The 13,456-nt window shown below is 60.4% G+C and carries 11 protein-coding genes; all 11 read left to right on the forward strand.

Features of this window, described 5'->3' with window-relative positions; all coding sequences use genetic code 11:
• Positions 1-168 precede the first annotated feature (168 nt).
• The 11 genes from HFX_RS16040 (at position 169) to HFX_RS16085 (ending at position 13,301) form a co-directional block, all read left to right on the forward strand.
• Positions 169-1,155, forward strand: a complete 987-nt coding sequence (locus HFX_RS16040; RefSeq protein WP_004056296.1) for a methyltransferase — start codon at positions 169-171, stop codon at positions 1,153-1,155.
• Positions 1,156-1,187: 32 nt separating this feature from the next.
• Complete coding sequence (locus HFX_RS19350) at positions 1,188-2,081, forward strand: alpha/beta fold hydrolase (RefSeq protein WP_014732667.1); 894 nt, start codon at positions 1,188-1,190, stop codon at positions 2,079-2,081.
• Between the two features lie 387 nt (positions 2,082-2,468).
• Positions 2,469-4,424: an acetate--CoA ligase gene (gene acs, locus HFX_RS16045; RefSeq protein WP_014732668.1), complete on the forward strand. Its 1,956-nt coding sequence runs from the start codon at positions 2,469-2,471 to the stop codon at positions 4,422-4,424.
• 144 nt (positions 4,425-4,568) lie between these two features.
• Positions 4,569-6,335 (forward strand): bacterio-opsin activator domain-containing protein, encoded by a 1,767-nt coding sequence (locus HFX_RS16050; RefSeq protein WP_004056290.1) that lies wholly within the window; start codon positions 4,569-4,571, stop codon positions 6,333-6,335.
• Positions 6,336-6,538: 203 nt separating this feature from the next.
• Entirely contained in the window at positions 6,539-8,533 is a 1,995-nt protein-coding gene (acs, locus tag HFX_RS16055) for an acetate--CoA ligase (RefSeq protein ID WP_004056289.1), read from the forward strand.
• 47 nt (positions 8,534-8,580) lie between these two features.
• A complete protein-coding gene (locus HFX_RS16060) occupies positions 8,581-9,024 on the forward strand; it encodes a DUF4212 domain-containing protein (RefSeq protein ID WP_004056287.1) in 444 nt (147 codons plus the stop codon).
• On the forward strand, positions 9,021-10,670 hold the full coding sequence (locus HFX_RS16065) for a VC_2705 family sodium/solute symporter (protein ID WP_004056273.1): 1,650 nt from the start codon (positions 9,021-9,023) through the stop codon (positions 10,668-10,670). The genes HFX_RS16060 and HFX_RS16065 overlap by 4 nt, the downstream gene beginning before the upstream one ends.
• 3 nt (positions 10,671-10,673) lie before the next feature.
• The gene (locus tag HFX_RS16070) at positions 10,674-11,138 is read left to right on the forward strand and encodes a universal stress protein (RefSeq protein ID WP_004056272.1); all 465 of its coding nucleotides are present in this window, start codon (positions 10,674-10,676) and stop codon (positions 11,136-11,138) included.
• A 92-nt stretch (positions 11,139-11,230) separates the two neighbouring features.
• On the forward strand, positions 11,231-11,443 hold the full coding sequence (locus HFX_RS16075; RefSeq protein WP_049917396.1) for a hypothetical protein: 213 nt from the start codon (positions 11,231-11,233) through the stop codon (positions 11,441-11,443).
• 132 nt (positions 11,444-11,575) lie between these two features.
• Positions 11,576-12,973, forward strand: coding sequence for a selenium-binding protein SBP56-related protein (locus HFX_RS16080; RefSeq protein WP_004056264.1), 1,398 nt, complete (start codon positions 11,576-11,578; stop codon positions 12,971-12,973).
• Between the two features lie 4 nt (positions 12,974-12,977).
• Positions 12,978-13,301, forward strand: coding sequence for a 2Fe-2S iron-sulfur cluster-binding protein (locus tag HFX_RS16085; protein ID WP_004056262.1), 324 nt, complete (start codon positions 12,978-12,980; stop codon positions 13,299-13,301).
• Positions 13,302-13,456: the final 155 nt, after the last annotated feature.

Raw genomic sequence — 13,456 nt, forward strand, 5'->3', positions numbered from 1 at the left:
TCCAAGCCTTCCCGCTGACGCGATTCAGCTCGAATCGTGGATTTAAAAGCACCCTATGACTGCGGCAGTAACCATACACCATACAGACTGCTATCAGGTAGTATGCCGGTAAACCCCAATTTCCTCGAACGGCTGGTTTTGCTTCGACTTAACAAGGGCCCAGCTCCGATGCTTGATTTGTTCGGTGCATCGAGTTTCACGTCGGTTACACTCGCGCTAGATATTGGTCTCTTCGAGACCCTGGCGGATGTGGATAGTCCGCTGACGGCTGAGAGCCTTGCCGACCGTCTCGACGCCCATCCTGACGGGATTGCCGTGCTTTGTAATTTCCTCGTAACCGAGGGATACCTCGAGGCGGTAGGGGACCGTTACCGGCTCACGGGAATGACAGAGAAGTGGCTGCTAGCCGAGTCCGAGACGAACATGGGACCCTGGTTCACCTACTGGAACGACCTCGTCTTGCCGTTCTGGGAGCGAGAACTCGAAACCGCGATACGCGAGGGCGAGCCGAGCCAGTCCATCTACGAGTGGTTCGACGAGGAACCCGCTCGCTGGGAGACTGCACAGGAGGGCTTCCGGGCGACAGCGTCGATCTTCGTCGACGACGTTGTCGACGCGATGACCGTTCCGGCGGGGCAGGGCCGCCTGCTGGACGTCGGCGGTGGGCACGGATTGTACGCCATGGAATTATGCCGACGACATCCTGACCTCTCCGCCACTATCTTCGACTTCCCGGACGCTATCGACGCAATGCAGGACGACATCCCCGACGAGATAGTCGAGCGTCTAGATACCCGGACAGGCGACTACTGGACCGACGACCTCGGTGAGGGATACGACCTGGCCCTGCTTTTCAACGTCATCCACGCGCACAGTCCCGCTGAGAACACCGCCCTCTTCGAGCGGGTGAGAGACGCGCTCGCTCCGGGCGGACGGATAGTCGTACTCGACCAGTGGGAGGGAAGCGGACGGACGCCAGTCAGCCGTGCAGGCTTGCGGTTCGTCGCACTAACCTACCACACGACGCTCGGGGCAGACGTCTACGAACACGACGAAGTTTCCTCGTGGCTTCAGACGGCCGGTTTTTCCGGCATCCAGCGCCAGAGTGTCGGTCCCACCGCGGGAATGGCAATTGTCGAGGCGACCAAGCAGTAAAGAGTAGAGATTATAGGTCCAAACTAATACTGATGACTGATACAAAAACTCACCCGAATACTGATGCATCGTTGCTTGCTGATCCCCGTGTTGAATCTACCTATCGCACCGTCAATAATGTTCAGTTACACGTCGTCGCCGCAGGCGAACCCGACGCTCCACTGGTCGTCTTACTACACGGGCATCCCGATTTCTGGTACGGCTGGCGCGACCAGATCATTTCGCTCGTCGAAGCCGGCTTCCGTGTGGTCGTACCGGACCAGCGGGGCTGTAATTTGAGCGAAGCTCCCAATGGAATCGATTCCTATCGGGTCTCAGAACTATCCTCTGACGTATGTGAATTGATTCACAGCGAGGGCCGGGAATCGGCCCACGTAGTTGGGCACGACTTCGGCGGGTTCGTCGCTTGGCACGTAGCACTCCGTCATCCATCCATCGTCAATCGACTCGGAATCTTCAATGTCCCGCATCCCACGGTGTATCGAAACGTCTTACGATCTAGTCCCCAACAGATTGCCCGAAGCTGGTACGTATGGTTCTATCAGTTACCGAAGCTACCCGAATGGGCGTTGAGTCGGAACGATATGGACAATATGGTTGCTTCTCTTGAAGTAACTTCAAACCCTGGAACGTTCGACGAAGAAACGATTGACCGCTATCACGCGGCCTGGCGGCACACCGGCGTTGGTCCGAGGGTAAACTGGTATCGTGGGTTCCGTCGTTCGGAAAGCCCACCACGAAACACCGTTACCCAGCCGACACTGATTTGTTGGGGAGAAGGTGACATCGCACTTCTCCCTTCGATGGCCAAAAAGAGCGCCGACTACTGTGAAAACAGTCAGCTACGGATGTTTCCTGGTGCTTCACATTGGGTGCATCATGAGCGTGAGGAAGTAACTGAAGCGCTGCTCCGTCATCTCTCATAAACAACACAACGAATCATCATTCTTGAACAGACCTCGTATAGGCGACTTCCTCTAGGTCAATCTTGAGATGGTCGCCGAGCGTGCTGATATCACTGGTATTGAGCGTGAGGTGGAGGGCCGTTCTATGGGCTGCCAGTGCGGTCCAGAGATTTGTATCTCGTGTGTCCTGTGGGAGATAGTGAATAATACCAATTGGACAATTGGTGCTTGCTTCTTGCGGCCGGCAGCTCTCTCGAATTTCTGTTGAACGGCACCTCTAGTAGTGTTTGCAAATCATTGCACATTCGCTCGACCGCTGTCGTGCGCTCGGATGTGTCACCAGTTGCAAACGCTACTATCGTTCCGGAGTACGAACGTTTTTTGTCCTGAGGGCGATTGGATTTGTGCATGTCGAACGGTGGGGGACCGGACTTCGAAACGAGGATGGCCGAGCACGGGCGAATTGACCCTCCCACGTCGTTCGTCGAGCAGGCCACCGTCTCCGACGGGTCTATCTATGGTGAGTTCAGTGACACGTGGCCGGACTGTTGGGAACATGCGGCGGCGACAATCGATTGGAGCGAACCGTACGAGTGTGTCCTCCCGAATGATGAGCCACCCTTCGAGTGGTTCGCTGGGGGGACGCTGAACGCCTCCTACAACTGTTTGGACCGGCACATCGAAACCGGAGCGAAGAACCGGGTAGCCATCAAGTGGGAAGGCCACCTCGGCGAGACGCGAACCTACACGTATCAGGACCTCTACCGCGAGGTCAACGAGTTCGCGGCCGCACTTCGTGCGCAGGGCGTCGAGGAGGACGACGTGGTGACCCTCTACATGCCGATGATTCCGGAGTTGCCCATCGCCATGCTTGCGTGTGCCCGCATCGGCGCACCACACTCAGTCGTCTTCGCGGGGCTGTCGGCGGATGCACTCGCAACCCGACTCGAGAGCGCGGACTCGGAGTACCTCGTCACCTGCGACGGGTACTACCGTCGGGGGAACGCTATCTTCCTGAAGAGCAAGGCCGACGACGCCCGCCTCAAGGCCGCTCACGACCTCGACGAGATGGTCATCGTCGAGCATCTCGACGAGGCCGAACACCTCGGAGAGAATCAGCACACGTACGACGAACTGGTCGGCGACCACGCCGGTTCGGAGGTTCCACCAGTCGAGCGGGCGGCCGATGACGTTCTCTTTCTCATCCACACCTCGGGTACCACGGGTGAGCCGAAACGGGTCGAACATGTCACCGGCGGCTATCTCGCTCACGTGACGTGGACGTCGCAGACGGTGTTGGACCTCAAACCCGAGGACACGTACCTCTCGACGGCAAACATCGGGTGGATTAGCGGTCATTCGTACGTCGTCTACGGCCCGTTAGCGGTCGGTGCCACGACCGTTATGTACGAGGGGACGCCTAACTACCCGGAGAAAGACCGCATCTGGAATCTCATCGAGCACAACGCCGTCGACGTCTTCTACACGGCTCCAACGGCGATTCGTGCGTTCATGAAGTGGGGTGCGGAGTATCCCGCACGGCACGACCTGTCGAGTCTTCGCCTGCTCGGGACGGTTGGCGAACCTATCAACCCGCGCGCGTGGGAATGGTACTACAAGCACATCGGCAACGGGGAGTGCCCGATTGTCGATACGTGGTGGCAGACTGAGACCGGCGGCATGATGATTACGACCCTCCCGGGCGTCGACGCCATGAAGCCGGGGTCGGCCGGCCCGCCGCTCCCGGGCATCGACGCGAAAATCGTGGATGGGAGTGGGAAGGAGGTTCCACCGAACGAGGCGGGGTATCTCGTCCTCACCCGCCCGTGGCCGGGAATGCCGGTGGCACTTCGACATGGACGTCGGTGGGGTCGCGAGGGTACCTCGAAGGTCGACGTGAACGGGTGGAACTACTTCACCGGTGACGGTGCGAAGGTAGACGAGAACGGCTATATCACCGTCCTCGGGCGGGTCGACGACGTGATAAACGTTTCCGGCCACCGCCTCGGCACCATGGAAATCGAAAGCGCCATCGTCGATGTCGAAGGTGTCGTCGAGGCAGCCGTCGTCAGCGTAGACAACGCCGAAACGGATGGCGTTCACGCCTACGTCACGCTTGAGGCAGCTATCTCGGGTGACGAGCAGATGCGTGAACGAATCTCCTCACACGTTCGCGAGCGCATCGGCCGAATTGCTACCCCGGATGCTATCGTTTTCACTCCTGACCTCCCGAAGACGCGGTCGGGGAAGATTATGCGGCGCTTCCTCGAAAACATCGCAAACGGTGAGGAGTTCGGCGACACCTCGACGCTCCGGAACCCCGAAATCGTCGGCGAACTCAAGTCCATCGTTCGGGACAACTGACCGCTGTTTCGGAAATATTTGGTAACTCGAAACCCCTTATCAGTGTGAAATCGTGTGTTATCGGGGGAGAATCCTCTTTTACGGACCGAAAGTATCCCTCCCACCGGAACGATTTAGTTCGACTTTGACGAAGTTAGCGAAAGAATGGGGCGTAGTGAGTCCGGTACAACGTGGTTGACTGCGGGGGACTACGAGCGACTGCGGCGGGCAACCGAGACGTACCGGGAGGACCTCGTGCTCCGATTAGGCGCGGAAGTCGGTCTCAAACCGGTCGAGATGAGCCAACTCAAACCCGCACACATCACCCGGCGGACACACCGGGGAACAGACCTGTATCTACTCACTGTACCGGCCGACGGCCGAGACGCGCACCTGCCGAGCGACGTCGAACACGACATTCGGAAGTACGTCAGAGCCAACGACACTGGCGAGACGGAGCGAGTGCTCCCCGTCACGCCACGGCGTCTGCAGATGCTCGTCTCTTCGATTGGCGAGCGGGCCGCCGAAAAGACCAGTCACGAGGGCCTTGCGGACATCTCGACGCGCGACCTCCGACGCTACTTCGCCCGAACACTGCTCTCTGACGGCGTTCACCCGTCCGTAGTCATGAGCATCGGCGGGTGGGACCGGATAGAGAGTCTCGCTCCGCTTCTCGACGACCCAGATGAGGACACAATACTGGACGCGTTTTCGCCGGAGCCCGACGAGAGTAACGGACATTCCGACCGTGGTGGGACGGACCGGTTACAGCAAGTCGTAGAGACTGTTCGAAGCGTTGGTTCGGCGCTCCCGTCGGTGAGCACGCGTAGCGAAGTCGAACAGACGGTCTGTGACCGATTCAGTGACTCGGAGCACTATCAGTTCGCCTGGATAGAGTCGGACGAAAACGATGCGCGGGTGTCGCTCGCTGCCGCCGCCGGCCTCGACGAGGCGTCACTCGAAGCAGTCCGTCAGTCACTCTCCAGTCGGGGCACGGATTACGCCGAGCGTGCATGCCACAACCGTGCTGTACAGACGACTACAGCTGTTGACCTGCCTACGGGAACCGCAAACGGGGCAGTTACCATTGTCCCGCTGCTACACGGCGAGACTGCGTACGGTGCCCTCTATCTCGCCCTCGACCGGGCAAACGTGACTGACTCCGAGAAAGACGTGTTGTTGACGCTGGGGCGTCACATTGGGCAGGCTATCACCGCCGTAGAGCGAAGGAAGCTACTCCTGGCCGATACGGTCGTTCAACTGGAGTTTCAGTGCTCCGACGACGACGACCTGCTGGTTCGACTCTCTGCTGACCTCGGTTGTACGGTTCGCCTTCGCGGGGTCGTCCCCATCGAAGAACAGTCCTTGCTGTGTTTCCTCACCGTACGAGGCGTGACGACCGACGCGGTGTTCGACGAGTTGGTCACAGCAGCGGAAGTCGAAAACATCCGTCTGATTCGTGACCGGGGCGAGGAGTCGCTTCTCGAAGTTGCACTCTCAGCCGGGTCGACGATTACGACGCTCACCTCCTACGACGGCACCGTTTCGCGATTCGTCGCGGAGGATGGCGTCGCCCGTTTCGCCAGTGAGTTTTCTAACGAAACGCCACTTCGAGATGTGATGGCCGACCTCACCGACGCGTACCCCGACACCGAACTCGTGGCCAAACACGAGGTCGAACGTCCCGCACGCAACACGGCCGACTTTCGAGAGTCGCTGGCGACGCGACTCACCGACAAGCAGCAATCGGTCTTGCGGGCGGCCTATCTTGCGGGCTACTTCGAGTGGCCGCGCGGCAGTACCGCTGAAGACCTCGCCGATTCTATCGATATCTCCTCACCAACCCTGCATCAACACCTCCGAACTGCCCAGCAGAAGCTCCTAACGTCCTTTTTCGACGACGACGAGCCGGAAACCGAACCCCGACCCTAGGCCTTTAGGGTGTGACGAGTAGCGCACAAACAATCGTTATTGATGTATAAATTACTAATATAATCAGATAATAGTCGAATGTACAGAGAACAGGTTGTATACCCTTGTGAGGGCAGTAAGAGAATTTTTAATCAGCTACCTAGTGGTTTTTGATAGTTAGATAGCCTACTTATGCCCTTTGTCGAGACTCGTTAGCATGACATATGGCAGATGGTGACATTGAACTGGAGGCGCGGCTGGAAGAACAGGCGGAATTCGAACCCTCTGCAGAGTTCGTCGCGCAGGCGAACGTGTCGGACCCCTCGATTTACGAGGAGTTCGAGGAGAACTGGCCCGAGTGCTGGGAGCGGGCCGCCGACCTGCTTGACTGGGACGGCGACTACGATGAGGTACTCGATGACTCGAACCCGCCGTTCTACGAGTGGTTCACCGGGGGCAAGCTAAACGCCTCCTCCAACTGTGTCGACCGGCACGTCGAGAACGGTGACAAGAACCGGGTGGCAATCAAGTGGGAGGGTGAACTCGGCGAGACGCGGACCTACACGTATCAGGACCTCTACCGCGAAGTAAACGAGTTCGCGGCCGCACTTCGCGCACAGGGCGTCGAGGAAGACGACGTGGTGACCCTCTACATGCCGATGATTCCGGAGTTGCCCATCGCCATGCTCGCGTGCGCCCGCATTGGCGCGCCCCACTCGGTCGTCTTTGCTGGGTTCTCTGCCGAGGCGCTCGCGACGCGGATGAACTCCGCTGACTCCCGGTATCTCGTCACTTGTGACGGCTACTACCGCCGCGGCGACGCACTCGACCACCTCGACAAGGCGAACGAGGGTCTCGATGGCGTCGACCACGGCGTCGAATCGGTCGTCGTGGTCGACCGACTGGGTGACGACGGGTTCGGGCACGACCTGAAGGGTAACCAGCACGACTGGAGCGCGTTGATGGACGAGCACGACGGCGAGCGCGTCGCCCCTGTCGAGCGCGACGCCGAAGACATGCTCTTTTTGATGTACACGTCGGGAACGACCGGCCAGCCCAAAGGTGTCAAACACACCACTGGCGGGTACCTCTCGTACGCGGCGTGGACCTCGCACGCGGTGCTCGATATCGAACCCGAGGACACCTACTGGTGCTCTGCGGACATCGGCTGGATTACCGGTCACTCCTACATCGTCTACGGCCCACTCGCGCTCGGCACCACGACCGTCATGTACGAGGGAACACCCGATTACCCCACGTGCGACCGTCTGTGGGAAACCGTCGAGAAATACGCCGTCGATATCTTCTACACGGCTCCGACGGCGATTCGCGCGTTCATGAAGTGGGGTAAGAAGTTCCCCGAGTCGCGCGACCTGTCGTCGCTCCGCCTGCTCGGGACGGTTGGCGAACCCATCAACCCGCGCGCGTGGAAGTGGTATCACAAGTACATCGGCAACGAGGACTGCCCCATCGTCGATACGTGGTGGCAGACAGAGACAGGTGGGATGATGATTACGACCCTTCCGGGAATCGGCACGATGAAACCCGGGGCGGCCGGTCCGCCACTTCCCGGCGTCGACGCCCAAATCGTCGACACGAACGGTGAGGAAGTACAACCCGGGCGCGCGGGCTACCTTACGGTGAACAAGCCGTGGCCCGGAATGCTCCGGACGCTGTACAAAAACGACGAGCGCTACATCTCCGAGTACTGGCGGGAGTACTCCGACACCGACAGCGACGACCCTGACGACTGGGTGTACTTCCCCGAGGACGGCGCGAAAATCGACGAGGACGGCTATATCACCATCCTCGGCCGGGTCGACGACGTGATTAACGTCTCCGGCCACCGTCTCGGGACGATGGAAATCGAGTCCGCCATCGTCGGCGTCGAAGGCGTCGCCGAAGCGGCGGTCGTCGGCGGCGACCACGAAATCAAGGGAGAGGCTGTTTACGCCTACGTCATCACCGAAGACGGCTACGAGGGCGACGAGGACCTTCGCGAGCGTATCATCGAAGGCGTCAACGACGGCATCGGCCCAATCGCCCGCCCCGAGAAAGTCGTCTTCACGCCCGAACTGCCGAAGACGCGCTCGGGGAAAATCATGCGACGCCTGCTCGAAGACGTGGCGAACGGAGACGAACTCGGGAACACCTCGACGCTCCGGAACCCCGAAATCGTCGAGGAGATCGAAGCGAAGGTCCACGCACAGAGCGACTGAACACCAACTACCGTGTTTATCGAGAGATAGAACGAGACGATTAAACTATGTCAAACGAAATCACTGAGTCAGAGATTGACTCGCACGAAGCGCAAGCCGGTCGTGACACAGCCGCCCGGCACGAACAAGTCGACTACTTAAACAGCGAGGTGAATCTGCTGAAGCCGAGCACCCCGTTCATGCGGGACCACCTGAAGGTGGTCTGGGTGAGCTTCATCGCGTGGGCACTCCTCACGTTCGGGCCGCCGGTCCTGACCTACCTCGCGCCGGCGACCATGACCACGCAGCTACCGGTTATCGGGTTCCCGGCGCACTACTTCCTGGTCGCAGTCTTGACGCCGACCAGTTCACTCGTGCTCGCGTTCATCTACTCCCGCAAGCGCGACCAACTCGACGAGAAGTACGGCATCGACCACTCCGCCGCGACGGAGGACTCGAAGGGTGAGAAAAGCGGTGAGGCCGCTGTCGCCGATGGAGGGAGCGTCGAATGACGTTGACGGGTCTCTTCCTCCAGTCGAGCGACCTGCTCCCCGAGGCGCTCAACATCTCGTTCAAACTCATCCCGGCCATCATGGTCGTTGGGATGTTGACCCTATTCCTCGCCATCGGCTACGTGTTCAAGGTCGCCGACACCGAGGGAATGTGGGTTGCCGGTCGTTCGATTGGGAACATCGAGAACGGAATGGCAATCGGTGCTAACTGGATGTCTGCCGCCTCGTACCTCGGGTTGGCAGGTCTTGTCGCCCTCGCGGGCTTCTACGGTCTCGCCTTCATCATCGGCTGGACGACGGGCTACTTCGTCCTCCTCATCTTCCTGGCCGCGCAGATGCGCCGGTTCGGGAAGTACACGGCACCCGACTTCGTCGGCGACCGCTTCAACTCCGACACCGCACGGGCTATCGGCGCGCTCACGACGATTCTCATCGGGTTCGTCTACTCGGTCGGGCAGGCCCGCGGCATGGGTCTCGTCGGCCTGTACGTCTTCGGGACCGACTACGTCACGATGGTCATCGTGATGATGGCCATCACAGTTGGATACCTGACCATCTCCGGAATGATGGGTGCGACCAAGAACATGGCCGTCCAGTACGTCATCCTCATCGTCGCGTTCCTGACGGCCGTCTACGTGGTCGGCTTCACCGGCGGCTACTCGACGGTGCTCCCGCAAATCGAATACGGACGGCTGATCGGTGAGCTCTCGGCGGAGTTCTCCGAACCGTTCGCGGGTGCAGGGTTCTACCTCTGGATTGCCACGGCGTTCTCGCTCATCTTCGGTACCTGCGGTCTCCCGCACGTGCTGGTGCGGTTCTACACGGTCGAAAACGAGAAGACCGCTCGCCAGTCCACCGTCTGGGGGCTGTTTTTCATCCTGCTCCTCTACTGGAGCGCGCCCGCGCTGGCGGCCTTCGGTGTCGACCTCTACGACGCCTCCCAGTACGGCCCGACGTTCGCAGCGAACGGCGGCATGAGCGGCGGTGAGGGAGACCTCATCGTGGTGTTGGCGGCTCAGCTCTCGAACCTGCCGACGTGGTTTGTCGGTCTCGTGGCGGCAGGCGGTATCGCGGCCGCAATTGCGACGACGGCCGGGCTGTTCATCACCGCCTCGTCCGCCGTTTCGCACGACATCTACACGAACATCGTCAACCCCGACGCGACTCAGCGCCAGCAGGTGCTCGTCGGGCGGGCGACCATCATCGCACTGGGTATCATCGTGACGATTACCGCGTTCGACCCGCCGGCGCTCGTCGGCGAACTGGTCGCACTGGCGTTCTCGCTCGCGGCCATCGTGCTGTTCCCGATGTTCTTCCTCGGACTCTGGTGGGAGAACACGAACCGTCAGGGAGCGCTCGCCGGGATGACCGTCGGCCTCACGCTCTGGGTTGCCGCGGTCGTCAACGACCTCATCTTCCACTTCAGCGACGCCTTCGCCGAAGTCGTGCCGGCCATCGGTGCGGCCCTCGTCGGGACGCCGCTGGTGTTCATCGTCACGATTGCCGTCTCGATGGCGACGGCCGAACCGCCAGAGCAGATTAAGAAGATGGTTCGGCAGTGTCACAGTCCCGAACCGATGGGACAGCAACAGTCTGCAGAAGACGTCGTGAGTACCGACGGGGGCCAGACCCCCGCGGACGACTAACCAATGTACGAACACATCCTCGTTCCGACGGACGGGAGCGAAACAGCGGAGTACGCCGTCGACCAAGCGGTCGACATCGCATCGAAATACGGCTCGACAGTCCACGCGCTGTACGTCATCGACGTCGACGCGACCAGTTACTCGCTGGGCTCAGAGCAGGTCGACCGCATACGGCAAGGACACCTCGACGAGATGCCCGAAGTGAGGGAGGAAGCTGATGAGGCGACAGGATACGTCGCAGATATCGCGTCCGAACACGGGCTCACCGTCGAAGAACACGTCACGTCCGGCGAACCAGCCCGGGCTATCAGGAAGTTCGTCGAGGACAACGACATCGACCTCGTCGTGATGGGGTCCCACGGGCGCTCCGGACTCTCGCGGGTCATCCTCGGGAGCGTGACCGAGAAGGTCCTCCGACGAACTCGGCTTCCAGTGCTCGTCGTCGACGTTCACGAGAAAGAAGCGTAAACCATGCGTGTTTCACCCCACACGAGAATTCGTGTCTCATCCCACACGAGAATGAACCAGCCTCACACGCCACCGAACGGAGGTGACCGGTGGTGAGCCTCACCGAGACGATTCGAGAGCACGTCCGCGAACACCGCTCGGGGATGCTGACCGACCTGTTGTTCGCGCTCGTGTGGGTGACAGGGGTGACGGTCCTGTTCGACGTACTGAACGGGCCGCAGTGGGCCTACTACCTGTGCCTGGGCGCGGGCGTCGTCGCGTACTACGGCTTTTTCGCCTCGCTGGAGGCCGCACGCGAGCAGTAGTGCCACCGGCGGAAGGTGTCATCCACGCCATCCCCAGAGTCAAAGTCTGTCGCCCGGCGTCGAGTTGAGTATTCTGCGCAATGGACATCTACACAAGCCCTCGCTTCGTATTGCTCTGGTGAAGTATGTCTCATGGCAACACACAACGAACAAGAACGCGAACACCACGAGCACGAACACCACGAACACCACGTACACGGTCCAGGGTACGCGACGCCCCAGGCCGCCATCGAAGAATCGACGCCGGAAGCGGTCGCCTACGTCGTCGGACTCTACACTGGTAGCGATATCGAGGCACCCGATTTCATCGGCGTCGTCGACGTCGACCCGGACTCGGACATGTATCAGGAGATTATCGACCGCGTCGAGATGCCGAACAGGGGCGATGAACTCCACCACTTCGGCTGGAACGCCTGTTCGTCGTCGTGTCACGTCGAAGGGCTCGAACGACAGTACCTCGTCGTCCCGGGCAACCGGTCGGGGCGTCTCCACATTCTCGACACAAAGGACCGGCGACACCCCGAGATAGAGACAGTCATCGAACCCGAGGAGGTCCACGAGTACGACCTCTCGGGGCCGCACACCGTCCACTGCATCCCCGACGGGGAGATACTCATCAGTATGACTGGGAACGCCGATGGCGAATCGCCCAGCGGCTTCCTCGAACTCAACGACGACTTCGAAATCGAGGGCCGCTGGGACCCGCCGGGCGAAATCGACTTCAACTACGATTTCTGGTACCAGCCACGTCACAACGTGATGGTCTCCAGCGAGTGGGCCGCACCCGTGACCTACCAGCCCGGATTCGACATGGAAGATGTCGAGGCCGGGAAATACGGTCGCCGCCTGCACATCTGGAACTGGTCGGAGGGGACCGTCGAACAAACCATCGACCTCGGCGAGGAAGGACTGATTCCGCTTGAAACACGGTTCCTACACACCCCGGAGTCAGTCCACGGCTACGTCAACGCGGCACTGTCTTCGAACATCTTCCACTTCTTCGAGGAAGACGACCAGTACCACGCGGAGAAGGTAATCGACTTCGAGTCCCGGGAACACGAAGATTGGGACATGCCCGTGCCCGCGCTCCCGACGGACATCCTGATTTCGATGGACGACCGATACCTCTTCGGGAGCAACTGGGTCCACGGCGAGGTGTGGATGTACGACATCTCCGACCCGAGTAACCCACGGAAGGTCGATTCCATCTCGATTGGCGGGTACTACGGCGACATCCGGGACGTGCAGGGACGCGAGCTGGTCGCCGGACCGCAGATGCTCCAGCTTTCGCTGGACGGCGAGCGCCTCTACTGGACGACCTCGCTGTACTCGACGTGGGACGACCAGTTCTTCCCCGAAGAAAAAGAACACGGGTCGGTGATGCTCAAGGCCGACGTCGACCCCCGGAAAGGGACGCTCGAACTCGACGAGGACTTCCTCGTCGACTTCGGCAACCTCCCGGACGGGCCAGCGCGCGCCCACGAGATTCGGTGGCCCGACGGCGACTGCACCAGCGACGTCTGGCAGTAGGTCGATGGCGACCCGTCACGACCTCACGCTAACGTGGCGGGACGGCCGCGAGGAGACGGTGCCAGCGAGCGAGAACGAGACGGTTCTCGAAGCCGCCGAGTCGGCGGGCATCGGCCTCCCGTTCGGTTGCCGGACGGGTGCGTGTGCAACCTGTGTTGGTCGGCTCATCGACGGGGCTATTTTGTACGACCGTCCGCCACGAGCGTTGAAGACCCGGCATATCGAGGCGGGATACGTGCTGTGCTGTATTGCTCGGCCACGAACCGACTGCCGAATCGAGGTCGGTGCGGATGTCCAGACCGACTTGGTTTCGAACCCGTGGAAATGACCGCATCGGCGACACCACAACGGAGTGAACCGTCGTACGCCGAGGACTCGGAAAACGGAGTTCCACTCCAGAGGTAGGGCGGTATCTTCGTGACTTCCCGAGGTGAGCCATCGCTCGCGTGAGGCAGCCATCACTCCATCAATCCGTGGCTACTC

Source organism: Haloferax mediterranei ATCC 33500 (genome assembly GCF_000306765.2).
Taxonomy (GTDB): domain Archaea; phylum Halobacteriota; class Halobacteria; order Halobacteriales; family Haloferacaceae; genus Haloferax; species Haloferax mediterranei.